Origin of the sequence: Mycobacterium sp. 852002-51613_SCH5001154 (assembly GCF_001667425.1) — a bacterium.
Lineage (GTDB): Bacteria > Actinomycetota > Actinomycetes > Mycobacteriales > Mycobacteriaceae > Mycobacterium.
This window is the reverse complement of record NZ_LZII01000019.1, coordinates 1-26,837: the sequence shown is the minus strand read 5'-3', so window position 1 is coordinate 26,837 and position 26,837 is coordinate 1. Positions and strand designations below refer to the sequence as shown.

Sequence of the window (26,837 nt, the reverse complement as noted above, 5' to 3'; positions counted from 1 at the left end):
ACGTCAACGTAATGGCACGGGTCTGTGTGGTCGGCAGCGTGAACATGGACCTGTCGCTGCGCGTCGATGCCCTCCCCTCTCCCGGCGAGACGGTGCTGGCGTCGTCGCTGACCTACGCGCCCGGCGGCAAGGGCGGTAACCAGGCGGTGGCGGCGGCGCGCGCCGGCGCACGGGTTCAATTCGTCGGCGCGATCGGCGATGACCCGGCCGCCCGCCAATTGCGCGCCCACCTGCTGGACAACGGCGTGCGCCTGGACGCCACCGCCGAAACGCCCGGGCCGAGCGGCACGGCGATCGTCGTCGTCGACGCCCACGCCGAGAACACCATCGTGGTCGCGCCGGGCGCCAACGGCCGGCTGGCGCTGGATGCCGCGGCCGTGCGAAGCGTCATCGCCGGCTGCGATGTGTTATTGACGCAGTTGGAAATTCCGGTGCAGGCGGCGGTGGCCGCAGCGCAACAGGCCCGTTCGGCCGGGGCGGTCGTCATCGTCAATGCCTCGCCGGCCGGCCGGGACCAGGACTCGCTGGCCGACCTGGCGGCCGCAGCCGACGTGGTGATCGCCAACGAAGCCGAGGCCGACGAATGGCCCTGGCGCCCAACACACTTGGTGACGACGCTGGGCGCGCGCGGCGCCCGGTACGTCGGTGTCGACGGCGAATTCCTGGTGCCCGCTCCCCCGGTGGCCGCGGTGGACACCACCGGGGCCGGTGACGTGTTCGCCGGAGTGCTGGCCGGCAGCTGGCCGCCGCATCCCGGTTCGCCTGCCCAGCGGCTGAGCGCATTGCGGCGCGCCTGCGCCGCCGGCGCACTGGCGACGCTGGTGCCGGGCGCCGGCAACTGCGCACCGGATGCCGAAGCGATCGACGCGGCGCTGCACGACGCCCGTTAGCCGGTGTCCCCGCCGACGTCGTGGGCGATTCTCAGGCCGTCGCCGGTCTCCATCTCCTCCGCCGTCTGGCTGAGCAGGACACGGCTGCGGCTCGGCGACAACACGGTCGACACGTAGTGATGCGGCGCCTCGGCCACGAACGACAGGCGGTTGACGCGCAGCAGCGCGGCGCCGATGGCCGTGCCGAGCAGGTGCGCGTGGCGGGGTCCGGCGATCTCCGCCGTGATCTCGTGCAGCACGCGGTCCACGACGACGCCCCCGTCCGATAACAGCTCGTAAAGCGGTCTGCGCCGCAGTTCCCGCTCGGTCAGCACGTCGGACCATTCCGGCGGCAGCCAGGCTTCGGTCACCATCAACGGCTCATCGGTTCGGCGTTGGCGCCGCACCCGCACGATCTGCAGCAACTCGCCGGGAGCTTCCAGCGCCTCACCGATGGCCCTCGGGGGACGGCGCTTCCCCAGCTCGACGACATCGACCTTGGTTTCGAATTGCGTCTGTCGCAGCCCCTGCATAAAGGAACGCCCCGCCGCCAAAACGCCCGAGACATCCGCTGGGCCGTGCGGCCGCACGAACGACCCGACACCGTGCCTGCGCTCGATGTATCCCTGCTCGGCCAGGTCCCCCAGCGCCCGGCGCACGGTGATGCGCGATACGCCGAACTGGTCGCACAGGGTCTGCTCGGTTGGCAACGCGTCGCCAGGGGCGATGACGCCACGGTCGATCTCGTCGTGCAGCACCAAGAACAGCTGCCGGTGCAGCGGTACCCCGGCCGCCGCCGATACCGGCCCACCTTTGCCCTGCTGCACGGTCGTCAATGCTTCCACACGGCCTCCCTTGCGCAGTCCGATCAGTTGTTATATGTATATAACAACTGACCCAGAGCGCAGGGAGGCCCGATGAACGCCCCGGCCGCCACCGACCCGGAAGGGCCGACCGGGCGACTTGCCACCTGGGTCGCCGGTCTCACGCTCGACACCGTCCCGCGTCCCGTCCTCGACCGTGCGAAACACCTGCTCCTGGACGGGATCGGCTGCGCGCTCGTCGGGGCGCAACTGCCGTGGTCACGCATCGCGACCGACGCCGTCGTCGCGCTCGAAAGTCCCGGCGACACCGTGGTCATCGGCACCGGACGCACCTCCGGAGCGCCCGCGGCGGCGATCCTCAACGGCACCTTCATCCAGGGCTTCGAGCTCGACGACTTTCACCCCCTTGCCCCGCTGCACAGCTGCTCGCTGCTGATTCCCGCGCTGCTCTCGACGGCGTCCACGCGGCCGCACCGTTCGACCGGTGCCGACCTCCTGCTGGCCGCGATCGCCGGCTTCGAGGTGGGTCCGCGCGTCGGCTACACGCTGCACGGCACTCAGATGCTCGACCGCGGCTGGCACTCGGGCTCGGTTTTCGGCACCCACGCCGCGGCAATGGCGTCGGGAAAGTTACGCGGGCTGCCGCCGGCGCAATTGGAGGACGCCCTCGGGCTGGCCGGCACGCAGTCGGCGGGTCTGATGGCCGCGCAGTACGAGGCCATGAGCAAGCGCATGCACCACGGCTTCGCGGCGCGCAACGGCTTCTACGCGGCGGGACTGGCGGCGGCCGGTTACACCGGCATCAAGCGGGTGTTCGAGCGCGAATACGGCGGGTTTCTCAGCGTTTTCGGCGAGGGGCACGATCCCGACGCCGCGCCGCTGACCGGCGAACTCGGCCAACGCTGGGAGACCACCATCATCATGGTCAAGTCCTACGCCGCGATGGGTGGGGTGCACGCAGCGATCGACGCCGCCAGGCTGGTGCGCGAATCCGTTGCGCCCGAGGATATTTCGAAAATCGACATCACCGTGGGCGAGACCATCTACAAGCACGGCTGGTGGCAGCCGGACAAACCGCTGACCCCGATCGGCGCCCAGATGAACATCGGCTATGTGACCGCCGCGGCGCTGCTCGACGGCAACGTGCTGCCCGAGCAGTTCACCCCCGCCCGCCTCGATTCGGACGACATCTGGTCGCTCATCGCGGCGACGACGGTGCACCTGGACGAATCGCTCACCCACGCCGATTTCACCGAGAAATTCCGCACCGATGTCGCGGTCACCACCCGTGACGGTGCGGTCCACCGCGCCCGTGTGGCCTTGCCGCATGGCGCGCCCACCGACCCCGTCGCCAACGACGAACTCGTCGACAAGTTCCACTCGCTCGCCGACCGGGTCACCAGCCGGTCGCGCGCCGAAGCGATCGAGCGGGCGGTGGTCAATCTCGACGACCTCGACGACATCGACCAACTGACGGATCTGCTCGCGGCCCCGGTCGCGGGCGCGCTGGACTGAAAGGAAACTCATGGCCACTACCCCGGCCCGACAACGGCTGAAGGACATGCTCAGCACCCGGGAACTCATCGTCGCGCCAGGCGTTTTCGACGGCATCTCCGCACACCTGACGAAACGCACCGGCCACACCGCGGCGTACATGACCGGCGCCGGCGTGGCAGCCTCCGGCTTCGGCCTACCCGACATCGGGCTGGTCACCGCAACCGAGATGGCCGGCCGGGTCGCGATGATCACCGACGCGCTGGGTGACGTCCCCCTGATCGCCGACGCCGACACCGGCTACGGCGCGCCCATGAACGTGGTGCGCACCGTTCGCTCCTACGACGCGGCGGGGGTGGCCGCGATTCAGTTGGAGGACCAGGTCTTTCCGAAGCGTTGCGGCCACCTGCCCGACAAACAGGTGGTCGACACTGCGGTGTTCGAGCAGACTCTGGCCGCGGCGCTGGACACCCGCTCCGATGACAACCTGTTGGTGGTGGCCCGCACCGACGCGCGGGCGCCCCTCGGCCTGGACGCCGCCATCGAGCGCGCCAACCGGTACGCGCAGGCGGGTGCCGACATCATCTTCGTCGAGGCGCCGCAGGACGCCGGCGAGGTGGAGCGCATCGCGCGCGAAGTGGACGCACCCCTGCTGATCAACCTGGTGCTCGGTGGCCTGACACCGCTGCAGTCGGCCTCGCGGCTGCAGGAGTTGGGCTACGCCATCGCGATCCATCCGAGCAACCTCTTGATGCAGGCGACTTTCGGTATGTTGCAGAGCCTTTGCGAATTGAACGGCACCGACATCGCCGGCCACCTGCCCAGCACACCCGCCGATTTCTTCAACATGGTCGGAATGGCCGACTGGCTGGAACGCGATGCCCGCTACGCGCGAAAGGACCCCTCATGGGCATGACGATCATCGAGAAGATCTTCGCCCGCAAAGCCGGTCTGGATGCGGTGTCCGCGGGTGACACCGTCGTGGTCGACGTCGATATGACCGTGCTCATCGATTTGCAGTTCGCCACGATGTGGATTACGCCCAACCGGATTCACGACCCCGACAAGCTGGCGGTCGTCATGGACCACGCCGTGCCCGCACCGACAATCAAAGACGCCGCGGGCGGTCCGCGGGCCCGCGAATTCGTCGCCGATTTCGGCGTCGAACGGTTCTATGACGTCGGCCGGCACGGCATCTGCCACCAGGTGATCGCCGAGAACGGACTGGCGCGGCCCGGAGAAATCTTGGCCTGCACCGACTCTCACACCTGCGCGGCGGGCGCCTACAACACCGCCGCGCGGGGCCTCGGGCCCGCGGAGATCTATTCGATCATGTGCACCGGCACGACATGGTTTCAGGTCGCGCCCACAATCCGCTACGAGCTCGAGGGCGCCAAGCCCGAGACCGTCAGCGGAAAAGACATCTTCTTGCATATCGCCAACGAGTACGGCGATGCCCCGAACCGCAACCTGGAATTCGGCGGCACCGGCCTGGCCGGCATCCCGATGCATGACCGGCGGACCGTCGCGACCCAGTGCGCCGAGGTTTCCGCCGACTTCGCGACGTTCGAGCCCGACGACGTATTGACGTCGTTTCTCGACGACCGTGGTGTCACCGAATACGGTGCCGTCACACCGGATTCCGATGCCGCATACCAAGAGATCCGCCGTGTCGATCTGACGACACTGGAGCCCTACGTGGCGCGACCGGGAACGGTCAGCCGCAACGGGCTGCCCGTCTCCCAGCTGGACCGCCGCAAGGTCGACCAGGCCTTCATCGGCTCGTGCGCGAACGGACAGCTCGAAGACCTCGCTATCGCCGCACGGGTGATGCGCGGCAAGTCCGTCGCACCCGGTGTGCGCCTGTTGGTCACGCCCGCCTCCCAGGCGGTGTACCGGGAGGCCATGCGGCTGGGGTACTTGCAGGACCTGGCGGACGCGGGTGCGGTCATCACGAACTCCACCTGCGGCGCCTGTTTCGGCTACCACATGGGTGTGGTCGGTCCCGGAGAGGTATGCATCACCTCGAGCACCCGCAACTTCACCGGGCGCATGGGCAGCACCGAGGCCGAGATCTTCATGGCATCACCGGCCACCGTCGCCGCGTCGGCGATCACCGGCTACATCACCGACCCGAGGAGTGTGACGGCATGACCGTGGAGTTTCGGGGCAAGCTCTGGCTGTTCGGAGACAACCTCAACACCGACGCCATGTATCCGGCCTTCGCGATGAAGATGGATCCGTCCGAAGCCGCCAGGCACATTTTCTACGAGGTTCGTCCGGGTTGGACCGACCAGGTGTCCCCGGGTGACATCGTGGTGGCGGGCAGGAACTTCGGGCTCGGATCCTCACGGCCGGTGGCGGCCCTCTTCGTCGAACTCGGCGTCGCGGGACTGGTCGCCGAGGAATTCAACTCCTTGTTCTTTCGCAATGCCGTCAACGCCGGCCTCCCGGCCATGACCGTGCCCGACGCCACCAGCGTTTTCCACGAAGGCGACACGGCCACCTTCGACCTGACCGGCGGCACCTGGCGCAACGACACCACGGGTGCATCCGGACGCGTCCCCAGACTCCCCGGGCTCATCCTCGACATCATCGAAAGCGGCGGCGTACTGCCCCGGTTGGTGGAGCAGGGTTATCTTCCCAGCGAACTGGGTGATCTCCTGCGGTCGCCCACTGTTGCGATCCGCAGCGCGGGCAGCGGCGCATGACGGCGCTGCCGGGCCGGCTGCTGCGCGGCGTCCGCGCCGGCGCGCACCGAAGTCCCCTTGCCGGGCCGGCGTTCGATGCGCCCGCCTCCATCAGCCTCAGCAGCGCCGCGTTCACCGATGGCGGCGGCATGCCGGCCTCCAGCGCCGGCAAGGGCGTCGGGGACAATGTGTCGCCGCCGTTGCGGTGGAGCGCGCCGCCGCCGGGGACCCGGCAGCTGGTGCTCATCATCGACGACGTCGACGTGCCGCTGCCCCGCCCGCTGCTGCACACCGCCGCGGTGATCGAGCCGACGCTGGAGGGCCTCGATGCCGGCGGGTTGCAGCCCGACGCGGCAGGCCTGCGGTGCCTGCGAGCCGATCTGGGCCATCGCGGGTACGCCGGGCCGCGCCCGATCCCCGGCCACGGGCCGCACCACTACCGATTCCATGTGTTCGCGATCGACCAGCGGGTGCCGGACGGCATCGCCACGGCCAAGGCGCTGCTGGCCGCGATCCGTGGGCACGTGCTGGCCCGCGGCGTGCTGACCGCAACCTACGAACGCTGAGCGCGCGGGTCGACGCGACCCGCCTGACCTGCGGTTGGCAGTGGTTGGCAGCGTCTGGTGTCGATCTGGCAGTGGTTTGCGGGCAGCGTCAGTGGCGATCGTTGTCAGCCATCGACGAAAGGAACATCAATGTCCGCCACCACCATTGACCGCACGGGCACCCGGGACGGCCTGCTTCGCCTCGCCATGCGCGCCGACGCCGCCATCAGCGGCCTGGTCGGCCTGGCCGGTATCCCGCTGGTCGGCCGGCTCGCCGAGCTTTCGGGCACCACGAAGGCGTTCGAATACACCATGGCCGCGTTCTTGATCGGCTACGGCGTGCTCGTGTTCGGGCTCGCCAGCATGCGATCGGTGCTGCGCGCCGGTATGGGCGTCATCATCGCCAATGTGGCCTACACGGTGGCCGCCGTAGTTCTGGTGCTCGCGGATGTCTTCCCGCTGACCTCGGCCGGCATCGCGTTGAATCTGGCGGCGGGCGCCTACACGCTGGTGTTCGCGGAGTTGCAGTACCAGGGCTGGCGCCGCGCGCGGGCGTGAGCGGACGCTCGGGGCCGGTCCGATGATCCCGGGCGGGCCCCGAGCGGTCTACTCCTCGGGTATTTGCCGTTCGATCTCGTCGAGCCAGATGCGCGCGGACATGTCCGACGGGGCACGCCAATCACCGCGCGGTGACAGCGCACCACCGTGCGACACCTTGGGGCCGTTGGGCAATGCCGAGCGCTTGAACTGGCTGAACGAGTAGAACCGCTGCACGAAGATTCCGAGCCAATGCCGAATTTCCTTGAGCGAGTAAACCGGTCGCTTGTCGGCGGGGAATCCCGGCGGCCAGTTCCCACGCTCGGGGTCGCTCCACGCGTGCCATGCCAGGAACGCGATCTTCGACGGCCGGAACCCGTAGCGCAGCACGTGGAATAGCGAGAAATCCTGCAGGGCATACGGTCCGACCTTGTCCTCGCTGCTCTGCAGCTCTTCCTCTTCGCCTTTCGGTACGAGCTCCGGGGAGATCTCGGTGTCCAGCACCGACTCCAGCACGTCGGTGACGTCGGACTCGAACTGGCCGGACGAGATGACCCAGCGGATCAGGTGCTGGATGAGCGTCTTGGGGACACCGCCATTGACGTTGTAGTGCGACATCTGGTCGCCCACCCCGTAGGTCGACCAGCCCAGCCCGATTTCGGAGAGGTCGCCGGTGCCGAGCACGATGCCGCCGCGCTGGTTGGCCAGCCGGAACAGGTAGTCGGTGCGCAGGCCCGCCTGCACGTTCTCGAAGGTGACGTCGTAAACCTTCTCCCCGCGCCCGAACGGATGGTCGATCTCCTTGAACATCACCATTGCGGTCTCGGTGATGTCGATTTCGGAGAAGGTGACCCCGAGTGCCCGGCACAGCTCGATCGCGTTGCGCTTGGTGCGATCGCCCGTCGCGAACCCGGGCAGCGTGAACGCCAAAATGTCGCTGCGCGGCCGTTCCTCGCGGTCCATCGCCCGTGCGGCGACGATCAACGCGTGCGTCGAGTCCAGGCCACCGGAAATCCCGATGACGATCTTCGGATAGTTCAGCGCGCGCAGCCGCTGCTCCAGCCCGGACACCTGGATGTTGTAGGCCTCGTAGCAATCCTGTTCCAGGCGTTGCGGATCGGCGGGAACGAAGGGGAAACGCTCGATGTCGCGGTGCAATCCGATATCGCCGTCGGGCGGGTCCAGCCGGAAGTCGATGCGCCGGAACGAGTCGGCCGACCCGCGGTGGTGGCGCCGGTTGTCGTCGAATGTCCCCATGCGCAGCCGTTCCGAACGCAGCAGGTCGATGTCGACGTCGGCGACGCTGCGTCGCTCCCCTTTCGGGAAGCGCTCCGATGAGGCCAGCAGCTCACCGTTCTCCCACACCATGGTCTGACCGTCCCAGGCCAGATCGGTGGTCGACTCGCCCTCGCCCGCGGCGGCGTACACATAGGCGGCCAGGCACCGCGCCGACGCCGAACGGGCCAACAGGCAGCGGTCCTCTGCGCGGCCGATTGTGATCGGGCTGCCGGACAGGTTCGCCAGCACCGTCGCGCCCGCCAGCGCCGCTTCCGCGCTGGGCGGAATCGGCACGAACATGTCCTCGCAGATTTCCACGTGCAGCACGAAATCGGACACATCGGACGAGGCGAACAGCAGGTCCGGGCCGAAGGGAACGTCGGCGTCACAGATCCGGATGGTGCCGCGCTCGTCATCTCCAGCCGCGAGCTGGCGGCGCTCGTAGAACTCCCGGTAGGTGGGCAGGTACGACTTCGGCACCACCCCGAGCACCTTGCCCCGATGGATGACCACCGCGGTGTTGTAGATGCGCTGGCGGTACCGCAGTGGGGCACCGACAACAAGAACCGGCAGCAGATCGGTCGAGGACCCGACGATGCTCTCGATGGCGGCCGCGACGTCGTCGAGCAACAGGTCCTGCATCACGATGTCCTCGATGGAGTACCCGGACAACGTCAGCTCCGGGAACACCGCCAGCGCGACGCCGTCGTCGTGACAAGCCTGCGCCAACCGCAACACCGACTCCGCGTTGGCCGCCGGATCGCCGAGCGTGGTGTGATGCGTGCACGCGGCGACCCGGACAAAGCCCTGGCTGTAAGCGTTGTAAAAGTCCATCGCCCTTCCATTGTCGCCTGACCTGTGTCAACCCGCGGCCGCCGGGTATCCCCTCCATCATGAGCGATACTGCCGTCGTCGTGGTCGACATGATGAACACCTATCAGCATCCCGATGCTGAAGAACTAATACCCAATGTCGCCAGCATCATCGACCCCCTGGCCGATTTGGTCCGGCGCGCACGCGAATCCGACGACGTGGACCTGGTCTACGTCAACGACAACTACGGCGATTTCGCGGCCCAGTTCTCCGACATCGTCAGCTCCGCGCTCGACGGCGCGCGCCCCGATCTGGTGAAGCCGATCGTGCCGGCCGGGGACTGTCGCGTGATGACCAAGGTCCGGCACAGCGCCTTCTATGCGACCGCGCTGGCCTACCTGCTGAACCGCCTGGAGACCGAGCGGTTGGTCATCGCCGGACAGGTCACCGAGCAGTGCATCCTCTACACCGCGCTCGACGCCTACGTGCGCCACTTTACCGTCGTGATTCCGACCGACGCGGTCGCCGGCATCGACGCCGAGCTGGCCGCGGCGGCGCTGAAGATGATGGAGAAGAACATGTCCGCGGAGCTCACCACCGCCGCGGAGTGCCTCGGTTAACCACCCCGTGGCCGTACGCTGGACGGGGTGACCACCCCCCGCGCAGAATCGCCGGAGTTGGTCGCGTTGCTGGCCGGCCGCCGGATGGCGGTGCTGACGGGGGCGGGCCTGTCCACCGACTCCGGCATTCCCGACTACCGGGGGCCTGATTCCCCGCCCAGCAATCCCATGACGATCCGCCAGTTCACCTCGGATCCGGTGTTCCGGCAGCGGTACTGGGCGCGCAACCACGTCGGCTGGCGGCACATGGATGACACCATGCCCAACGCCGGTCACCGGGCGTTGGCCGCGCTCGAGCGCGCTTCGGTGGTGACCGGGGTGATCACCCAGAACGTCGACCTGCTGCACACCAAGGCCGGCAGCGAGAACGTCGTCAATCTCCACGGCACTTACGCGCGGGTGGTCTGCCTGGACTGCGGATACACCATGAGCCGCGCCGCGCTGGCCGAACAACTGGAAGCGCTCAACCCGGGATTCGTCGAGCGCGCCGAAGCGGTCGGCGGCCTCGCGGTGGCCCCCGACGCCGACGCCGTCGTCGCCGATACCACGTCATTCCGCTATCTGGACTGCCCGCGCTGTGGCGGAATGCTCAAGCCGGACATCGTCTACTTCGGCGAAAGTGTCGCCAAAGAGGTTGTCGACCAAGCATATTCACTGGTAGACGAGGCCGATGCACTGCTGGTCGCCGGCTCGTCGCTGACGGTGTTCTCTGGCTACCGCTTCGTGCGTCACGCCGCCGCGCTGGGCAGGCCCATCGCCATCATCAACCGGGGCCGCACCCGCGGGGATGACCTGGCCACCGTCAAGGTCGACGGCGGCTGCTCGGAGCTGCTGACGCTGCTGGCTGACGAGTTATCGCCGATAGCAGCGGGTTAGAACGTGCACGGCATGCTGCGCACGGCGTGAATGAAGTTGCCCGCGACGTAGGTGGGCTCACCCGCCTCAATGTCGGGCAGCTGCCGCAACAATTCGCCGAAGATGGCCCGCAGCTGCGCCCGGGCCACATGCGCGCCGAGACAGAAGTGCACCCCGCCGCCGCCGAAGCCGACGTGCGGGTTGGGGTTGCGGCTCAGGTCGAAACGCTCCGGATGGTCGAAAGCCTCGGTGTCCCAGTTCCCGGCCGGATAGAACATCACCACCTTCTCCCCCGCCCGGATGGTCTGGCCGCCCAGCTCGACATCCGTTGCCGCCGTGCGCCGGAAGGTCATCACCGGTGAGGCCCACCGGATGAACTCCTCGACCGCCATGGGAATCCGGTTGTCGAAATCCTCGAGGAGCCAGGCGCGCTGATCGGGAAACTCCGTGAGCGCCTTCATCGCATGGCTGGTGGTCTGGCGGGTGGTGTCGTTGGCGGCCACGGCGAGCAGCACGAAGAACGCCGCCACGTCGGCGTCGGAAAGCCTGTCCCCGTCCACCTCCGCGTTCACCAGGCCGCTGAACAGGTCGTCGCCCGGCCGTTCGCGGCGGTCGGCGGCCAGCGCGCCGGCGACCTGGTGCAGATACATCTGATTCTCGACCAGGACCTCCAGCGGATTGCGCCCGTCGAGGTAAACGGGGTCGGCCCACGACACCAGCGCGTCGGCGGCCCGCGCCACGCGCTCGCGCTCGGATTCTTCGATCCCCACCATGTCCGAGAGTGTGCGGATCGGCAGCTGCTTGGAACACTGCTCGACGAAATCGACGCCGCTGCCGGCGGCCCGGAGTTCTTCGACGATGGTCTTGGCGTTCGCCTTGATCGAGTCCTCGATGCGGCGGACCTGCCGCGGGGTGAACGCCGCGCTGACCAGCTTGCGCAGCTTGGTGTGCCGCGGTGGGTCCATCGCCAGGAAGGATTGCGACGCCTCGAGCAGTTCCACGGGAACGTTCTCGAAGATCACGCCTTTGCCGGACAGGAACGCCTCGTTGTTGCGGCTGACCGAGACGATGTCCGCACGCCGGGTTAGCGCCCAGTAGCCGGGATCGTCGGGATCGGACATCAGGGCGTCTTCGACCGGGGGGTGCCAGCTCACCGGGCGTTCGGCCCGCAGCACCGCGAATGAACGCTCGCGATCGGCCGCGGTGGTCGACCAAAACGCCCGCGAGGACAGGTCGATGGGGTCGTAGGCACGCCCGGGTTTCCCGGTCCCCGACATCCCGGTCATCACGGTCATTGGTGATCCCTCCGTTGCGTATGACGCCGGTCACAGACTCGCTTGCGACACTATTCCTAGACAGAGTGTCTAGTCAATACGTCAAACCACGTTCTATGCTGGGAAGATGCCATCGGTCACCCGGAAGCCGCAGGCCAACCGCGAACAGGAACGTCAGCAGCGGCGGGAGCACATCGAGCGCCGGCTGCTGGACGCCACCGAGCGGCTGATGCGCGACGGCGCCAGTTTCACCGAGCTCAGCGTGGACCGGCTGTCTGGCGCGGCCGGCATTTCCCGCGCGAGCTTCTACATCTACTTCGAGGACAAAGGGCACCTGCTGCGCCGACTCGCCAACCAGGTGTTCTCCGACCTCGCCGAAAGCGCGGATCGCTGGTGGAGCGTGGCCGGGCGGCACGATCCGGGCGACGTCCGCGCCGCGATGGACGGCATCATCGCCAGCTATCGGCGGCACCAACCGGTGCTGGTCGCGCTCAACGAGATGGCCGGCTATGACCCGCTGGTCGCGGCGACCTACCGCAACCTGTTGACCGCGGTCACCGGGCGGATGACCCGGGTCATCGAGGAGGGGCAGGCCGATGGCTCGATCCGGCCGCAATTGCCGGCGGCCACCACTGCCAACGCGCTGACCTGGATGGTCGAGCGGGCCTGTCAGCAGAACCTCCCGCTGAACCCGCACGACTACGACGCGGAACTGGCCGCCACGTTGACCGAGATCGTTTGGGGTGCACTGTATCTCACGGCCACCTCGGTGCGCTGATGCGCAGGCGACGTCGGTGGCCGTCTGTGACGGAGCCGACATAGTTAGCACACTAACTATTGCCGTACCATGTAAATATGGCGCCGCTGACCGCACCGGAGATCGACCCGCTCTCCCTCGAACAGCAGGTTTGCTTTGCGCTGAGCGTGACCAACCGCGCCGTTTTGGCGGTCTACCGGCCGCTGCTGGAGCCGTTGGGGCTGACCCACCCGCAGTACCTGGTGATGCTGACGCTCTGGGATCACCAGCGGGTAGCAAGGGAACAGCGAAACGCGCTGTCGGTCAAGGAGATCGCGGCCACGCTGCAGATGGATCCGGCCACGCTGTCGCCGATGCTCAAGCGCCTGGAGGCGCTCGGCCTCGTCACCCGTACGCGAAGCACCGTCGACGAGCGCTCAACTGATGTCAAACTCACCGACAGCGGCACAGCCTTGCGGCGCCGTGCGCTGAAGATTCCACCCGCCGTGATCGCGCGTCTGGGCGTCGACATCGCCGAACTTCAGCACCTGCACCAGGTGCTGACCCGCATCAACGCGGCCGCCTTGGCAGCGGGCGCCTTGCAGCAGTCCTGAACCCGCCGCCCAAAGGAGTCACTGTGACCGATCCCAAGACCCGCACCAAACCCAGCTTCTGGCAGCACATCGCCTACTCGTACGGTCGGTGCCTGCCCAGCTCGATGCGCGACTGGGTCGCCAACGATCTGGCGGGCAAGGGAGCCGTGCGCCGGCACATGATCCGCTGGGCCATCCCACCGCTGTTGGTTCTCGCGCCCTTCTGGCTGCTGCCCGCTTCGCTGTACGTGCACACCGAGATGACGGTGCCGCTCTACACCTGGGCCCTGCTGATCTCGCTTGCGTTGAACAAGGTCTGGCGTCGGCACCGGCTGGCGCAGCACGGGCTGAACCCGAACCTGGTCGACGTGCTCAAGAACAAGAAGCAAGCGAGGATGCATGAGGACTACGCCCTGCGTTACGGGCCGCGTCCCGAATCAGCGGCGTGGCAGGACAACAGCAACCCCTTCAGCTAGCCGCCTTAAACCGCCACCAGGTCGTCGGCATGCACCGCGGGCCTGCGCAACTCCCCCGGCAACTCGGAGGTCGACCGGCCGATCATGCTCGCGAGCTCGGTCGCGTCGTAGGCCACCACGCCACGGGCCACCATGGCCGCATCCGGGCCGCGCAGTTCGACGACGTCTCCGGCGTAGAACCGGCCCGACACCGCGGTGATGCCGGCGGCCAGCAACGAGCGACGCTGGGACACCACCGCACGCACCGCGCCCTCGTCCAGGGTCAGCGCGCCCGCCGCCTCGGCTGCATACCGCACCCAGAACCGGCGGGCCGACATCCGAACGGGCCGGGCGGCAAACACCGTGCCGACCGAGGCATCGGTCAGGGCGGTCGCGGCGTCGGCTGCGGCGGCCAGCAGGACCGGTACTCCCGCGTCGGCGGCCAGCGATGCCGACGACATCTTGGACACCATCCCCCCGGTACCGAGGTCGCTGCCCGGCCCGGCAACCACACCGGTCAGGTCCGCCGCGCCAGAGACTTCCGCAATGAAGCGGGCGCCCTGGGTTTTTCGGGGATCGGAGTCGTACAGACCGTCGATGTCGGAGAGCAGCACCAGGGCCTCGGCTCCGACCAGGTGAGCCACCAGCGCCGAAAGCCGATCGTTGTCGCCGAACCGAATCTCGTTGGTGGCCACCGTGTCGTTCTCGTTGACGATCGCCACCGCGTGCAGGGCCCGCAGCCGGTCCAGGGTGCGCTGGGCGTTCGTGTGCTGGGCCCGCATGGAGATATCGTGCGCGGTCAGCAGCACCTGCCCCACCGTGCGGTCATACCGCGCGAAGGCCGCACTCCACGCGTTCACCAGCGCGACCTGCCCGACGCTGGCCGCGGCCTGCTTGGTCGCCAAATCCTTGGGGCGACGGTTTAACCCGAGCGGTTCGATGCCGGCGGCGATCGCGCCCGAAGAGACGATGACGACGTCGGTGCCCGCCTTCATGCGCGTTTCGATGGCGTCGGCCAGCCCGGCCAGCCGACCCGCGTCGAACACCCCCGACGGTGTGGTCAGCGCGTTGGTCCCGACCTTGACCACCAGGCTGCGCGCGGTCCGGATGGCTTCACGGTGCGTGCTCACGACTCGTCACCGCGTTCGCGCCGCTGACGGCGGGCGGCCTTGCGCTCCGCGGCCCCGGTGCGTTCGCTGCGTTCCAGCCGCACATCGGTGCCTCTCCCAGACATCGCAACCTGTTGTCCCGCAGGCGTTTGCGGCTCCCAGTCGAATGTCATGTCCCCGATGGTCACGGCGCACCCGGGTTGCGCGCCCAGCCGCAGCAGTTCATCCTCGACACCCAACCGGGCCAGGCGGTCGGCGAGGTAGCCCACGGCTTCGTCATTGTCGAAGTTGGTCTGCCGGACCCAACGCTGGGGCCGCGCGCCCGTGACCACGAAGCCGCCCTCGCCGTCCGGCTCGACGGTGAAGCCGCTATCGTCGACGGGAACCGGCCGGATGACCGGCCGACGCGGCACCACCTGCGGGCGGGCGGCGTTGTATTCCGAGATCATCCGCCACAGCCCGAAGACCAACGGCTGCAGGCCTTCCCGCGATACCGTCGACACGAGGAACACCGGCCAGCCGCGTTCGGCGATGTCGTCGCGGACGAATTCGGCGAGTTCCCGCGCCTCGGGCACGTCGATCTTGTTGAGCACCACCGCCCGTGGCCGCTCGGCGAGATCGCCCAGGACCGAATCACCTTGCAGGGTGGGCGTATACGCGGCGAGTTCGGCTTCCAGCGCGTCGATGTCGGACATCGGGTCGCGGCCCGGCTCGGCGGTGGCGCAGTCGACGACGTGCACCAGCACCGCGCAGCGCTCGATGTGCCGAAGGAAATCCAGGCCCAGGCCACGGCCCTGCGCTGCGCCGGGAATCAGGCCCGGCACATCGGCGACGGTGAAGGTGTGCTCGCCCGCCGACACCACACCGAGGTTGGGCACCAGCGTCGTGAACGGGTAGTCGGCGATCTTCGGTTTGGCCGCCGAGATCGCCGACACCAGTGACGATTTCCCGGCCGAGGGAAAACCGATGAGGCCGGCATCGGCGACGGTCTTGAGCTCGAGCGTCAGGTCCCGGGCTTCGCCCTGCTCACCGAGCAGCGCGAAACCGGGGGCCTTGCGGGCCCGCGACGCGAGTGCGGCGTTGCCCAGGCCGCCACGGCCACCGGCCGCGGCTTCGAAGCGGGTGCCCGCACCCACCAGATCTGCCAGCAGCCGGCCGTTTTCGTCCAAGACCACGGTGCCGTCGGGAACCTTGACTTCCAAGTCCGCGCCGGCCGCACCGTCGCGGTTGTTGCCCATCCCCTGTTTGCCCGACGGCGCGGTGACGTGCGGATGGAAGTGGAAGTCCAGCAAGGTGTGGACCTGCGGGTCGACGACGAACACGATGCTGCCGCCGCGGCCGCCATTGCCGCCGTCGGGGCCGCCCAGCGGCTTGAATTTCTCGCGATGGACCGACGCGCAGCCGTTACCGCCGGAACCCGCGCGCGCATGGATGACGACCCGATCGACAAATCGAGGCATCGAATACCAGCCCTTCGAATGTCACGCCAGGGCGAATACCTCGCGAAGCCGCCGAAACGTTCCCCGCACGGGGGCGGTGCCCCCGGCTCGTGAGGCCTAGACCTGGGGCGTGATGCTGACGGTTTTGCGGCCGCGCTTGATGCCGAACTCGACGGCTCCGGCGGCCTTGGCGAACAACGTGTCGTCACCGCCACGCCCGACGTTCAGGCCGGGGTGGAACTTGGTGCCACGCTGGCGAACGATGATCTCGCCCGCCTTGACGATCTGGCCGCCGAACCGCTTCACGCCGAGCCGCTGAGCGGCGGAATCCCGGCCGTTGCGCGAGCTGGAAGCGCCCTTCTTGTGTGCCATGTCTGTCGCCTCCCGCTACTTGATTCCGGTGACCTTCAGGACCGTCAGCTGCTGACGGTGCCCCTGACGCTTGTGGTAGCCGGTCTTGTTCCTGAACTTGTGGATACGGATCTTGGGGCCCTTGGTGTGCTCGAGCACCTCGCCGGTCACCGCCACCTTCGCCAGCGCGGCGGCGTCGGTGGTCACCTTCGCGCCGTCCACGACCAGGGTGACGGGGAGCGACACGTTCGCGCCCGGGTCGGAGTCGAGCTTCTCGACCTTGACCACGTCCCCGACGGCGACCTTGTACTGCTTGCCGCCCGTCTTGACGATTGCGTAGGTCGCCATCGTTGCTCCTGCCTTCTTTCCTGTGCTCAGCCGCTCTTCGGCTCTTCGCGCGCGAGCCACCGGCGGTGCGCTCGGACAAAGCTAAGTGGGTCTGGGTTGCGGGTCTGCGCCGGCTGCCCGGGAGTCCCGCTGTCGCCGGCCAAAGTCCACCCGGCCTGACGACAACTGTCCTAGGGTACTTGACCAGCGGCTACAGGGTCAAACTGGTCCAGGTCAGTCCGCGTGGATGGGCGGGCCCGCCGGTCTGCCTGCCGCGCGGCGCCGCCGCGGGCGTTCGAAGCCCGGTCCGCCGTTGACGGACCCGTCGGAATCCTCGTCGGAATCGGAGTCATCGGAGTCGGAATCGTCCTCGACGTCCAGGTCGTCGTCCATCTCGAGGTCCTCGTCGTCCTCGCCGAGGTCGTCCTCGTCGTCGAGATCCTCGTCGTCGTCGTCGAGATCGTCCTCAGAGTCGTCGGTGTCTTCGTCAGTGTCTTCGAAGTCCTCTTGGTCGGTGTCCTCCACGTCGGCCGCGCCCCGTTGCTTGCGCTCGTCGAGCTCGTCAGTCGCTTCCTCGGCGGACTCGTCTGACTCGTCGTCGTCACGGTCGGTCTGCGCGGACCCGCCGGCGGCCATCGCCTTGAACATCGGGTGCTCGCCGGGAGCATGAGCCGGCACCTTGGCCACCACCGGCTCCTCGGTCCCTTTCTTCTTGGAGCGCCTGCCGCGGCGACCACCGGACTCCGACTTGCGTCCGTTCGAGGGGGCCGAATCCACCGGGTCGGTGTGCAGCACGATCCCCCGGCCGCCGCAGTGGGTGCACGACGTCGAGAAGGCCTCGATCAGCCCGGTACCCAACCGCTTGCGGGTCAGCTGGACCAGACCCAGCGACGTCACCTCGGACACCTGATGGCGGGTGCGGTCGCGCGCCAGCGCCTCGGTGAGCCGCCGCAACACCAAGTCGCGGTTGGACTCGAGGACCATGTCGATGAAGTCGATGACCACGATGCCGCCGATGTCACGCAGCCGGAGTTGGCGGACGATCTCCTCGGCCGCCTCCAGGTTGTTCTTGGTGACCGTCTGCTCGAGGTTGCCGCCGGACCCGGTGAACTTGCCGGTGTTGACATCGACCACCGTCATGGCCTCGGTCCGGTCGATCACCAGCGTGCCGCCCGAGGGCAGCCAGACCTTGCGCTCCATCGCCTTGGCGAGTTGCTCGTCGATGCGATGCACCGCGAAGACGTCGGGCCCCGGCTGACCGTCGGCGCCGCTGGGCGGTTCGTACTTGTTCAGCTTCGAAACCAGGTCGGGCGCAACGGAATTCACATAGTCGGTGATCGTCGTCCACGCCTCGTCGCCGGAGACGATGAGGCCGGCGAAGTCCTCGTTGAACAGGTCACGGATGACCTTGACCAGCACGTCGGGCTCTTCATAGAGCGCGACGGCCGCGCCGGCGGCCTTCTCGGTGATCTCGCCCGCCTTGGCCTCGATTTGCTTCCAGCGCTCCTGCAGCCGGGTGACGTCGTTGCGGATGTCGTCTTCTTTGACGCCCTCGGATGCGGTGCGGATGATCACCCCGGCATCGGACGGCACCACTTCGCGCAGGATTTCTTTCAGCCGCTGCCGTTCGGTGTCCGGCAGCTTGCGGCTGATCCCGGTCGACGACGCGCCCGGCACGTAGACCAGGTAGCGGCCGGCCAGCGATACCTGGGTGGTCAGCCGGGCGCCCTTGTGCCCGACGGGGTCCTTGCTCACCTGGACCACGACGTAATCGCCCGGTTTGAGCGCTTGTTCGATCTTGCGGTCGGACCCGCCCAGGCCGGCGGCTTCCCAGTTGACCTCGCCGGCGTAGAGCACGCCGTTGCGGCCGCGGCCGATGTCGACGAACGCCGCCTCCATCGACGGCAGGACGTTTTGCACGATCCCGAGGTAGATGTTGCCCACCAGCGAGGCGGACGCGGCCGAGGTCACGAAGTGCTCGACCACGATGCCGTCCTCCAGCACGGCGATCTGGGTGTAGCGCGCCCCCTGATGCGGCGGCTCGGTGCGGACCCTGTCGCGCACGACCATGATTCGTTCGACGGCCTCGCGACGCGCCAGGAACTCCGCTTCGCTCAGTACCGGCGGACGACGCCGCCCGGCGTCGCGGCCGTCACGGCGCCGTTGGCGCTTGGCCTCCAGCCGGGTGGAGCCGTCGATGCCCTTGATCTCGGCGTTTGACGAGCCATTTCCGCCATTGCCGCCGTTCTTCCCGCTGCGGGGCGGCCGCTCGTGCACCACCGTGTTGGGCGGGTCGTCGGAAGATGCGTTTTCATCACCGTCGTCGCCCGAGCCCGACTTGCGTCGCCGGCGCCTGCGGCGGCGGCGGTTGCCGCCCTCCGCCGAACCGTCATCGCCGGTGTCGGAGTCATCGGAGTCGTCGTCTTCGCCGTCGTCGTCCTCGGCGTCGGAGGAGTCGCCCTCTCCCGCCTTCTGGCCCCGTTGTTGCGGCTCGTCGTCGTCGCCCGAGTCGTTCTGGTTGTCGGGTCCGCCCTGCTCACCCCGGCCGCGGCCGCGCCCGCGTCGGCCCCGTCGGCGCCGCCGGTTGGCCGGTCGATCGGCCTGCTCGTCGTCTTCGTCGTCGGCGTCGGAATCATCGGAGTCGGTGTCGTCGTCGGCGTTGCCGTCGTCTTCCTCCACCTGTACCGGCTGCGGCGCGACGAACAGCGGCATGTAGTGCGGCCGCTCGACCGCCGTCTCGAGCATCAGCCGGGATTCGGGTTCCCCGGCCGCGGCGGCGTTCTCGCCGCCGGCTCCGGCGTCCGCGGCGCCCTCATCGGGCTGGGCAGCCAGCAGATCGCGTACCCGTACCGCGTCATCACGGTCCACGGTGGAGTGCGCGCTGCGTATCCGTCCGTCGAGGGCGCTGAGCGCATCCAGCACTCGCTTACTGGTCGTCCCCAGCGTTCGGGCGAGCGAATGGACTCTCAGGCGGTCCGGCAGTTCGTCGTGCCGAGTCGGCTCTTCGGATGACTCTGCGGATGGTGCACCGTCTACCACGTATTCTCCTCAAGCCCCCGGGCGCGTCCTTGCGACGCGGCCACGCGAGGGCTTCGCTATGGGCCCGGCTAACTTCCCCCGGGCTTGTGATGGTCTCGCCCCGAGCGGTTCGCGGGGAATGCACTCGGCGCCGTGCTGAATGATGGCCTGACATGCCGCGCACCAACGCCGGGGTGGCGATGATCGCGCTTGTCTAAGTCTTCATTCGGGTGTCCGAAGCCGGTCCGGCGACGTTCACCCTCCGTCAGTATCCCACATCACTCGGCGAGCCCCACCAACCCGTGAGCCAACGGGCCGTCAGCGGCGCGGCGCGGCCCCGTTAACCGGGGCGCTACGCGTCGGGAAACCAGAGCGCGATCTCGCGCTTTGCGGAGTCGGTCGAATCGGACCCATGCACGAGGTTGAACTGCGTCTCCAGCCCGAAATCGCCCCGGATCGTGCCGGGTGTGGCCTTCTCCACCGGGTCGGTTCCGCCCGCGAGCTGCCGAAACGCAGCGATCGCCCGCGGTCCCTCGACGATTGCCGCCACCACCGGACCCGAGGTGATGAACTCCAGCAGCGAGCCGAAAAACGGCTTGCCCTCGTGCTCGGCGTAATGCTCGGCGGCCAGGTCTTCGCTGACGCGCCGAAGCTCCAGCGCAGCGATGCTCAGGCCCTTCCGCTCGATGCGGCCGATGATTTCCCCGACCAGCTGCCGCTGGACGCCGTCTGGCTTGATCAGTACCAGGGTCCGTTCGGTCACGGCGCACAGCGTACAGAACCGGGCGGCGATCGGTCGGGCGGCGAGTGCGGCGGGGTCCTCTGGGGGCCGCCCCTACCGCTGGCGGCGTTGCACCTCGGCCCGGAAGTACGCGATCAGAGCCCACAATCCCGTGAACAGCACCCCGATGATCCCCACGCCGGGATACACCGCAAAGCCGGCAAGCAGGAGGACTTGGACACCCAGGTTCACCCAAATGGCCCAGGGTTTGCGCTGCACCCCGCCCAGCAGGATGAGCAGCGCGGCCACCCCGATCAGATAACCCAGCGACACCGGCCTCAGTCCACCGCCGACGGCGCTGACCACTGGAATCGCCAGCAGCACCACGATCGCTTCCAGGAGCAGCGTCGCGGCCATCACCGCGCCGAAGCTCTTCCAGGGGTCCGCCCGGTTCTGGTCGGTCATTCCGGATCCCGACCGAACAGGGTCCGCGCCGCCCCGGCGGTGACGACCGAGCCCGTGATGACGATTCCGGCGCCGGAGAAGGCTTCGGGTTCTCCGTCCACCGTCGCGTCGTCGACCAGGGCGGTCGCGGCGTCGATGGCGTCGCGCAGGTTCTCGGCGGAAAACACCCGATCGGGCCCGAACCGCTCCCCCGCCGCCAGCGCCAGCGACTCGACGTCCAGTGCCCGCGGCGACCCGTTGTGGGTCACGACGACGGCATCCAGAACCGGCTCGAGCGCCCCGAGGATGCCGTTCACGTCCTTGTCGGCCAGCACGCTGAGCACACCAACCAGATAGCGGAAGTCGAATTCGTCGCTCAGGGTCTGCGCCAGCGCGGCCGCACCGGCCGGGTTGTGGGCGGCGTCGATGAAAACGGTGGGCGCGCTGCGCATGCGTTCCAGCCGGCCGGGGCTGGTGACCGCGGCGAACCCGGCCCGCACCGCCTCGACGTCGAGTTGCCGCTGCGCCCCGGCGCCGAAGAACGCTTCCACCGCCGCGAGTGCGACCGCCGCGTTGTGCGCCTGGTGTTCGCCGTGTAGCGGAAGGTAGATGTCGGAATACACCCCGCCGAGGCCCTGCAGCCGCAGCACCTGCCCGCCGATCGCGACCCGACGCTCCAAAACCGCGAACTCCGAATCCTCGCGGGCCACCGCGGCGTCGGCCCGCACGGTCTGGGCCAGCAGCACTTCCATCGCTTCGGGCGCCTGGCGTGCGATGACGGCGACGGTGTCGGGTGCGCCGTCGGGAGCCTTCGTGATGATGCCGGCCTTCTCGGCGGCGATGCCGGCGAGGTCGTCACCGAGGTATTCGACGTGGTCGATGCCGACCGGGGTGAGAACCGCCACCGGGGCGTTGATGACGTTGGTGGCGTCCCACCGCCCGCCCATGCCGACCTCGATGACCGCGACGTCGACGGGCGCGTCGGCGAACGCGGCGAACGCCATGGCGGTCAGCACCTCGAACTTGCTCATCGCCGGGCCGCCGGCGGCGTTCGACTGCGCGTCGATCATCTGCACGAAGGGCTCGATCTCTCGATACGTCGCGACGTACTGCGCCGGGGTGATCGGACGACCGTCGATCGCGATCCGCTCAACCGCCGACTGCAGGTGCGGGCTGGTGGTTCGCCCGGTACGACCGTGCAGCGCGGTGACCAGCGCGTCGACCATGCGCGCCACCGAGGTCTTGCCGTTGGTGCCCGCGATGTGGATCGAGGGATAGGCCAGTTGCGGTGAGCCCAGTAAGTCCATCAGCGCGCTGATCCGGGTCAGGCTCGGCTCGATCTTCGTCTCCGGCCAGCGTTGGTCCAGCAGGTGTTCGACCTGCAGGAGGGAGGCGATCTCGTCCGGCGTGGGAGCCAGGCTGGTGGCCTCGCCGGGCTCGGACCAGTCGGAGGGCTCGCTCACTGCAACCCGGCCAGCCGCGCGTTAATCCGGTCGGTCTCCTCCTGCGCCACGCGCTGGCGGTCGCGGATCTTGTCGACGACCTTCTGCGGGGCCTTGGCCAGAAAGTCTTCGTTGGCCAATTTGGCTGTGGTCGAGGCCAATTCCTTCTGCGCCGCGGCGAGGTCTTTCTCCAGGCGGCGGCGCTCGGCGGCGACATCGATGGTGCCCGAGGTGTCGAGCTCGACGACGACCGTGCTGTTCATGCCGGGACCGAGCCGCACCTCCAGCGACACCGACGGCTCGAACGCATCGCCCGGCGCGGTGAGCCAGGCCAGCGATGTCACCGCGGCCACCTGGGTGCTCAAATCGGCGCTGTCCATGCCGCCCAGCCGGGCCGGCACTTTCTGCCGATCGGCCAGGCCTTGATCGCTGCGGAACCGGCGGACCTCGGTGACCAGCCTTTGCATGTCGCTGATCCGTTGGAGGGCAACCGGATCCAGGTCGATACCCGACGACCCCGGCCAGTCGGCGATCACCAGCGACTCCTGGTTGGTCAGGGCTTGCCACAACGCCTCGGTGAGGAACGGGATGACCGGGTGCAGCAACCGCAGCAGCGTGTCCAGCACAGCGGCCAGCACCGCGGTGGTCTGTGCGTTCCCCTCGGCCAGCTGGGTTTTGGCCAATTCGACGTACCAGTCGCAGAATTCGTCCCACGCGAAGTGGTAGAGCGCCTCGCAGGCGCGGCTGAACTCATAACCGTCCAGGGCCGAATCGACCTCGGCGCGAACCTCTTCCAGCCGTCCCAGGATCCAGCGGTCGGCATCGGTCAGCTCGTCCTGCGCGGGCAACGGTGCGACGTGCGCACCATTTAGCAACGCGTAGCGGGTGGCGTTGAAGAGCTTGGTACAGAAATTCCGCGACGCCCGGACGGCGTCCTCGCCGACGGCCAGGTCGCCGCCGGGGCTGGCGCCGCGGGCCAGCGTGAACCTCAGCGCGTCCGCCCCGAACGTGTCCAGCCAGTCGAGTGGGTCGATGACGTTGCCCTTGGACTTGCTCATCTTGCGGCCGAATTCGTCACGGATCAGCCCATGCAGGAACACATCGGTGAACGGCACCTGTGGGCCGCGGCGACCGTCGAGCGTGATGGTGTCGTCGCCGCCGACGAAGGTGCCGAACATCATCATGCGGGCCACCCAGAAGAACAGGATGTCGTATCCGGTGACCAAGACGCTTGTCGGATAGAACTTTTCCAGCTCGGGGGTCTGCTCCGGCCAGCCCAGCGTGGAGAACGGCCACAGGGCCGAGGAGAACCAGGTGTCCAGCACGTCGGGGTCTTGCTCCCAGCCCTCCGGCGGTGTCTCGTCAGCGCCGACGCACACCTGCTCCCCGTTGGGCCCGTACCAGATCGGGATGCGATGGCCCCACCACAGCTGCCGCGAGATGCACCAGTCATGCATGTCGTCGACCCAGGCGAACCAGCGTGGCTCCAGGCTGGCGGGATGAATCACGGTGTCCCCGTTGCGAACCGCATCGCCGGCGGCTTTGGCCAGCGATTCCACGCGCACCCACCATTGCAGTGACAGCCGCGGCTCGATCGGCTCACCGCTGCGCTCAGAATGCCCGACGCTGTGCAGGTATGGACGCTTCTCCGCGACGACACGGCCTTCGGCGGCCAGCGCTTTGCGCACCGCGACCCGGGCCTCGAATCGGTCCATGCCGTCGAATTGCGTTCCGGTATCGGCGATCCGGCCCTTGGTGTCCATGATCGAGAGCATCGGCAGTTGGTGCCGCAGGCCGATTTCGAAGTCGTTCGGATCGTGGGCGGGCGTGACTTTGACCGCGCCAGTGCCGAATTCGGGGTCCACGTGTTCGTCGGCGACGATGAGGAGCTGCCGGTCGACGAAGGGGTGGGGCAGGGTTGTGCCGACCAGATGCCGGTACCGCTCGTCCTCGGGATGGACCGCGATGGCGGTGTCGCCGAGCATCGTCTCGACCCGCGTGGTCGCGACCACAATGTGGGGTTGCGAGTCGTCGAGGGAGCCGTAGCGGAACGACACCAGCTCACCCTCGACCTCTTCGTAGTTGACTTCGATATCGGAGAGCGCGGTTTCGAGCACGGGTGACCAATTGACCAGCCGCTCGGCGCGGTAGATCAGGCCGGCGTCGTAGAGCCGCTTGAAGATGGTGCGCACCGCCCGCGACAGGCCCTCGTCCATGGTGAACCGGTCGCGGCTCCAGGCCACCCCGTCGCCGAGCCGGCGCATCTGGCCGCTGATCGCACCCCCGGACTTGCGCTTCCAGTCCCAGACCTTTTCGACGAACAGCTCGCGGCCGAAGTCCTCTTTGGTCTTGCCGTCGACCGCAAGCTGCTTTTCCACCACGCTCTGCGTCGCGATGCCGGCGTGGTCCATGCCCGGCTGCCACAGCACCTCATAGCCCTGCATCCGTTTGCGACGGGTCAGGGCGTCCATCATGGTGTGTTCCAGCGCGTGGCCCATGTGCAGGCTGCCGGTCACGTTCGGCGGCGGCAGCACGATCGAGTATCCGGGTTTGGCACTCGTCGGGTCGGCCTCGAAGTAGCCCGCGTCGAGCCACTTCTGGTAGATCGCGCTTTCGGCGGCAGCGGGATCCCACGACTTGGGCAGGTCGGTGGCGGGGCTGCGGCTGGCGGTCACCCGTCAATTCTAGGGAGCGCCGTTCACCAGGATGTAAGTGCCCAAATCGCCGGTGAGTCAGCTCACTATGGCAGTCGGTCCACGTGCAGCATCACACCCGCGGCAGGGAACCTGGCCAGCAGCGCGTCGCCCATGGTGGCCGCGGGAGTGAGGACGCCGCGCAGATCGGTGAGCTTGTCACGGTCGAATGCCAGCGCGAGGCCGCACTCGCCCAACAGCACAGAGGTCGCCTTGTAGCCGGGGTCTCCGCGCTGCTCCATGCGCGCCACGTATCGGGCGCCGCTGGTTGTGGTGGTGTAGGTCTCGACGCGGTAGTGACCGCGCTCGCGGACCGCCGCGCTGGGTCCGGTGCCGGGCTTCGGGATGACGCGTTCCACCAGGCGGCGAGGCAACAACTTGAAGTAGCGGCTGCCCAGCTCCATGCTCGCGTTGCCCACGCCGCTCAAGACGGCGGATCCCACCGGCGCGAGGGGCGATGACCCCAGGCTCATGCTCTCGGTGTAACGGAACCGCCGGCCGTAGGCCCAGTCCAGTAACGCGTTGCTGCGCCGGACGATTCGGGTGTTGGCCGGCGCCATCATGAATCCGCCGGTCCACAGACCAGCCAGTTCGGGTGCGATGTCGCGACCACGACGCCACGGTAAATCGGGCTGGCGGCCTAACTCCGGTTCGGCGGCGCGATCGTTGCTCAGGGTGTAGGGGTCGGCCAGTTGGCGACGGATATCGGGATCCCCGGAGGCGGCGTCGAGGACTTCCAGCAGCGAGGCGATGGTGCCGCCGGACAGTCCACCGGAGAGGGAGCGCACGACGAAATCGGTCTGGGCCAGCTCACCCACGCCGTCGTCGCGCGCCGCAAGGTACAGCGCATACACCGTGAGATCCGAGGGGACCGAATCGAATCCGCACGCGTGCACGATGCGGGCGCCGGTGTCGGCGGCCTGCTTGTGGTACTGGTCGATGCTGTTGCGGATGAAGGGCGGTTCGCCGGTCAGGTCGGCGTAGTCGGTGCCCGCCGCGGCGCAGGCGGCCACCAGCGGCAGCCCGTAGCGGGTGTAGGGCCCGACCGTGGTGATCACGACCTGGGTGCGGGCCGCCATCGCGTTCAGCGTCGACGGCGACGATGCGTCGGCGGCGACCAGCGGCCAGGATTGCGCCGTTTCGCCCAGCGTGTCGCGGACGGCCCGCAGCCGCTCGGTTGACCTGCCGGCCAGCGCCACCCGTGTGCCCGGACCCGTTCGTGCCAGGTATTCGGCGGTCAACTTCCCGACGAAGCCGGTCGCCCCGTACAACACGATGTCGAATTCGCGCGGCGTTGCGGTCACCGGCCCGACGCTACCGGACCCGCCAATAAGTAATGCCGGGCCCAAAGCCCGGCATTACTTATTGGTGCGTTGGTCAGCCGCGACGCCCGCAGACCGGCCACGCGCCGATGCCCTGCGAGTGCAGCACGTTCTCGGCCACCCGGATCTGCTCCTCACGGCTGGCGCCGGAGGGGGAACCCGACCCGCCGTTGGCGTGCCAGGTGCTCGGGGTGAACTGCAGGCCGCCGGCGAAGCCGTTACCGGTGCTGATCGACCAGTTGCCGCCCGACTCGCACTGCGCGATGGCGTCCCAGTTCACGCTGTACGCGTGGACCGGAGGAGGCGGCGGGGCCTCCGGGCCCGGAGGCGGCGGCAGGTTCGGGTCGAAACCCGCGGGTGCCGGCGGCGGGGCGTCGGGTGCCGGGGG

26 protein-coding genes are annotated in these 26,837 nt (G+C 68.2%); 12 read left to right on the top strand and 14 right to left on the bottom strand.

The genetic code is table 11. The features are described from left to right. Positions 1-11 precede the first annotated feature (11 nt). A complete protein-coding gene (locus A5750_RS05990) occupies positions 12-890 on the top strand; it encodes a ribokinase (RefSeq protein WP_067261605.1) in 879 nt (292 codons plus the stop codon). Here the strand turns inward: A5750_RS05990 and A5750_RS05985 are convergent. After that, positions 887-1,705 carry a GntR family transcriptional regulator gene (locus A5750_RS05985; RefSeq protein ID WP_369829480.1) on the bottom strand — a complete coding sequence of 273 codons (819 nt, stop codon included), beginning with the start codon at positions 1,703-1,705 and terminating at the stop codon, positions 887-889. The genes A5750_RS05990 and A5750_RS05985 overlap by 4 nt on opposite strands. A gap of 81 nt (positions 1,706-1,786) precedes the next feature. Between A5750_RS05985 and A5750_RS05980 the strand changes: the two genes are divergently transcribed. The 6 genes from A5750_RS05980 (at position 1,787) to A5750_RS05955 (ending at position 6,980) form a co-directional block, all read left to right on the top strand. Next, a complete protein-coding gene (locus tag A5750_RS05980) occupies positions 1,787-3,208 on the top strand; it encodes an MmgE/PrpD family protein (RefSeq protein ID WP_067261603.1) in 1,422 nt (473 codons plus the stop codon). A gap of 10 nt (positions 3,209-3,218) precedes the next feature. Next, positions 3,219-4,103 (top strand): oxaloacetate decarboxylase, encoded by an 885-nt coding sequence (locus A5750_RS05975; protein ID WP_067261601.1) that lies wholly within the window; start codon positions 3,219-3,221, stop codon positions 4,101-4,103. Continuing rightward, positions 4,094-5,341 carry an aconitase/3-isopropylmalate dehydratase large subunit family protein gene (locus tag A5750_RS05970; protein ID WP_066952742.1) on the top strand — a complete coding sequence of 416 codons (1,248 nt, stop codon included), beginning with the start codon at positions 4,094-4,096 and terminating at the stop codon, positions 5,339-5,341. Before A5750_RS05975 ends, A5750_RS05970 begins: the two co-directional genes overlap by 10 nt. Next, entirely contained in the window at positions 5,338-5,898 is a 561-nt protein-coding gene (locus A5750_RS05965; RefSeq protein ID WP_066952739.1) for a 3-isopropylmalate dehydratase, read from the top strand. Before A5750_RS05970 ends, A5750_RS05965 begins: the two co-directional genes overlap by 4 nt. Then, the gene (locus tag A5750_RS05960; protein WP_066952737.1) at positions 5,895-6,443 is read left to right on the top strand and encodes a YbhB/YbcL family Raf kinase inhibitor-like protein; all 549 of its coding nucleotides are present in this window, start codon (positions 5,895-5,897) and stop codon (positions 6,441-6,443) included. The genes A5750_RS05965 and A5750_RS05960 overlap by 4 nt, the downstream gene beginning before the upstream one ends. Before the next feature lie 129 nt (positions 6,444-6,572). Further along, the gene (locus tag A5750_RS05955) at positions 6,573-6,980 is read left to right on the top strand and encodes a hypothetical protein (protein ID WP_066952735.1); all 408 of its coding nucleotides are present in this window, start codon (positions 6,573-6,575) and stop codon (positions 6,978-6,980) included. Positions 6,981-7,028: 48 nt separating this feature from the next. Here the strand turns inward: A5750_RS05955 and A5750_RS05950 are convergent, their stop codons facing one another. Beyond that, positions 7,029-9,071: an NAD(+) synthase gene (locus A5750_RS05950; protein ID WP_067261598.1), complete on the bottom strand. Its 2,043-nt coding sequence runs from the start codon at positions 9,069-9,071 to the stop codon at positions 7,029-7,031. Positions 9,072-9,130: 59 nt separating this feature from the next. On the opposite strand from A5750_RS05950, the gene A5750_RS05945 reads away from it, so the two are divergent. After that, positions 9,131-9,670 (top strand): cysteine hydrolase family protein, encoded by a 540-nt coding sequence (locus A5750_RS05945; RefSeq protein ID WP_067261595.1) that lies wholly within the window; start codon positions 9,131-9,133, stop codon positions 9,668-9,670. Positions 9,671-9,697: 27 nt separating this feature from the next. Beyond that, positions 9,698-10,546, top strand: coding sequence for an NAD-dependent deacetylase (locus A5750_RS05940; protein ID WP_067261593.1), 849 nt, complete (start codon positions 9,698-9,700; stop codon positions 10,544-10,546). Here the strand turns inward: A5750_RS05940 and A5750_RS05935 are convergent. Next, on the bottom strand, positions 10,543-11,820 hold the full coding sequence (locus A5750_RS05935) for a cytochrome P450 (RefSeq protein ID WP_067261590.1): 1,278 nt from the start codon (positions 11,818-11,820) through the stop codon (positions 10,543-10,545). The two genes, A5750_RS05940 and A5750_RS05935, sit on opposite strands and share 4 nt — an antisense overlap. Positions 11,821-11,926: 106 nt before the next feature. Here A5750_RS05935 and A5750_RS05930 point away from each other — a divergent pair, with 106 nt between their 5' ends. The 3 genes from A5750_RS05930 to A5750_RS05920 all read left to right on the top strand — a co-directional run bounded on the left by A5750_RS05930 (position 11,927) and on the right by A5750_RS05920 (position 13,604). Beyond that, positions 11,927-12,577: a TetR/AcrR family transcriptional regulator gene (locus tag A5750_RS05930; protein WP_066952725.1), complete on the top strand. Its 651-nt coding sequence runs from the start codon at positions 11,927-11,929 to the stop codon at positions 12,575-12,577. Positions 12,578-12,654: 77 nt separating this feature from the next. After that, positions 12,655-13,149 (top strand): MarR family winged helix-turn-helix transcriptional regulator, encoded by a 495-nt coding sequence (locus A5750_RS05925; protein ID WP_066952723.1) that lies wholly within the window; start codon positions 12,655-12,657, stop codon positions 13,147-13,149. Positions 13,150-13,172: 23 nt separating this feature from the next. After that, the gene (locus A5750_RS05920; RefSeq protein WP_066952722.1) at positions 13,173-13,604 is read left to right on the top strand and encodes a DUF5313 domain-containing protein; all 432 of its coding nucleotides are present in this window, start codon (positions 13,173-13,175) and stop codon (positions 13,602-13,604) included. Positions 13,605-13,609: 5 nt separating this feature from the next. Here A5750_RS05920 and proB read toward each other — a convergent pair whose 3' ends face one another. The 11 genes from proB to A5750_RS05865 all read right to left on the bottom strand — a co-directional run. Further along, on the bottom strand, positions 13,610-14,713 hold the full coding sequence (proB, locus tag A5750_RS05915) for a glutamate 5-kinase (RefSeq protein WP_066952720.1): 1,104 nt from the start codon (positions 14,711-14,713) through the stop codon (positions 13,610-13,612). Then, complete coding sequence (obgE, locus tag A5750_RS05910; protein WP_066952719.1) at positions 14,710-16,152, bottom strand: GTPase ObgE; 1,443 nt, start codon at positions 16,150-16,152, stop codon at positions 14,710-14,712. The genes proB and obgE overlap by 4 nt, the downstream gene beginning before the upstream one ends. Before the next feature lie 96 nt (positions 16,153-16,248). Continuing rightward, on the bottom strand, positions 16,249-16,503 hold the full coding sequence (gene rpmA / locus A5750_RS05905; protein WP_046186480.1) for a 50S ribosomal protein L27: 255 nt from the start codon (positions 16,501-16,503) through the stop codon (positions 16,249-16,251). A 15-nt stretch (positions 16,504-16,518) separates the two neighbouring features. Next, positions 16,519-16,830, bottom strand: a complete 312-nt coding sequence (gene rplU / locus A5750_RS05900) for a 50S ribosomal protein L21 (protein ID WP_007169506.1) — start codon at positions 16,828-16,830, stop codon at positions 16,519-16,521. A 213-nt stretch (positions 16,831-17,043) separates the two neighbouring features. Next, positions 17,044-19,848 carry an Rne/Rng family ribonuclease gene (locus A5750_RS05895; RefSeq protein WP_067261588.1) on the bottom strand — a complete coding sequence of 935 codons (2,805 nt, stop codon included), beginning with the start codon at positions 19,846-19,848 and terminating at the stop codon, positions 17,044-17,046. A 331-nt stretch (positions 19,849-20,179) separates the two neighbouring features. Beyond that, positions 20,180-20,590, bottom strand: coding sequence for a nucleoside-diphosphate kinase (gene ndk / locus A5750_RS05890; protein ID WP_066952715.1), 411 nt, complete (start codon positions 20,588-20,590; stop codon positions 20,180-20,182). Positions 20,591-20,662: 72 nt separating this feature from the next. Continuing rightward, positions 20,663-21,013, bottom strand: a complete 351-nt coding sequence (locus A5750_RS05885) for a DUF4233 domain-containing protein (protein ID WP_067261586.1) — start codon at positions 21,011-21,013, stop codon at positions 20,663-20,665. After that, positions 21,010-22,455, bottom strand: a complete 1,446-nt coding sequence (locus A5750_RS05880) for a folylpolyglutamate synthase/dihydrofolate synthase family protein (protein ID WP_067261584.1) — start codon at positions 22,453-22,455, stop codon at positions 21,010-21,012. Before A5750_RS05880 ends, A5750_RS05885 begins: the two co-directional genes overlap by 4 nt. Further along, complete coding sequence (locus tag A5750_RS05875; RefSeq protein ID WP_067261581.1) at positions 22,452-25,109, bottom strand: valine--tRNA ligase; 2,658 nt, start codon at positions 25,107-25,109, stop codon at positions 22,452-22,454. Before A5750_RS05875 ends, A5750_RS05880 begins: the two co-directional genes overlap by 4 nt. Positions 25,110-25,174: 65 nt before the next feature. Further along, a complete protein-coding gene (locus tag A5750_RS05870; protein WP_067261579.1) occupies positions 25,175-26,431 on the bottom strand; it encodes a trans-acting enoyl reductase family protein in 1,257 nt (418 codons plus the stop codon). Between the two features lie 73 nt (positions 26,432-26,504). After that, positions 26,505-26,837, bottom strand: a 333-nt coding sequence (locus A5750_RS05865) for a transglycosylase family protein (RefSeq protein WP_231989142.1), incomplete at its 5' end; no start/stop codon positions are given.

Excerpts from the sequence above, each read along its gene's own strand:
- A5750_RS05990 (WP_067261605.1), top strand. The coding sequence starts at position 12 with ATGGCACGGGTCTGTGTGGTCGGCAGCGTGAACATGGACCTGTCGCTG.
- A5750_RS05980 (WP_067261603.1), top strand. The coding sequence starts at position 1,787 with ATGAACGCCCCGGCCGCCACCGACCCGGAAGGGCCGACCGGGCGACTT.
- A5750_RS05975 (WP_067261601.1), top strand. The coding sequence starts at position 3,219 with ATGGCCACTACCCCGGCCCGACAACGGCTGAAGGACATGCTCAGCACC.
- A5750_RS05970 (WP_066952742.1), top strand. The coding sequence starts at position 4,094 with ATGGGCATGACGATCATCGAGAAGATCTTCGCCCGCAAAGCCGGTCTG.
- A5750_RS05965 (WP_066952739.1), top strand. The coding sequence starts at position 5,338 with ATGACCGTGGAGTTTCGGGGCAAGCTCTGGCTGTTCGGAGACAACCTC.
- A5750_RS05960 (WP_066952737.1), top strand. The coding sequence starts at position 5,895 with ATGACGGCGCTGCCGGGCCGGCTGCTGCGCGGCGTCCGCGCCGGCGCG.
- A5750_RS05955 (WP_066952735.1), top strand. The coding sequence starts at position 6,573 with ATGTCCGCCACCACCATTGACCGCACGGGCACCCGGGACGGCCTGCTT.
- A5750_RS05950 (WP_067261598.1), bottom strand. The coding sequence starts at position 9,071 with ATGGACTTTTACAACGCTTACAGCCAGGGCTTTGTCCGGGTCGCCGCG.
- A5750_RS05945 (WP_067261595.1), top strand. The coding sequence starts at position 9,131 with ATGAGCGATACTGCCGTCGTCGTGGTCGACATGATGAACACCTATCAG.
- A5750_RS05935 (WP_067261590.1), bottom strand. The coding sequence starts at position 11,820 with ATGACCGTGATGACCGGGATGTCGGGGACCGGGAAACCCGGGCGTGCC.
- A5750_RS05930 (WP_066952725.1), top strand. The coding sequence starts at position 11,927 with ATGCCATCGGTCACCCGGAAGCCGCAGGCCAACCGCGAACAGGAACGT.
- A5750_RS05925 (WP_066952723.1), top strand. The coding sequence starts at position 12,655 with ATGGCGCCGCTGACCGCACCGGAGATCGACCCGCTCTCCCTCGAACAG.
- obgE (WP_066952719.1), bottom strand. The coding sequence starts at position 16,152 with ATGCCTCGATTTGTCGATCGGGTCGTCATCCATGCGCGCGCGGGTTCC.
- rpmA (WP_046186480.1), bottom strand. The coding sequence starts at position 16,503 with ATGGCACACAAGAAGGGCGCTTCCAGCTCGCGCAACGGCCGGGATTCC.
- rplU (WP_007169506.1), bottom strand. The coding sequence starts at position 16,830 with ATGGCGACCTACGCAATCGTCAAGACGGGCGGCAAGCAGTACAAGGTC.
- A5750_RS05885 (WP_067261586.1), bottom strand. The coding sequence starts at position 21,013 with ATGACCGACCAGAACCGGGCGGACCCCTGGAAGAGCTTCGGCGCGGTG.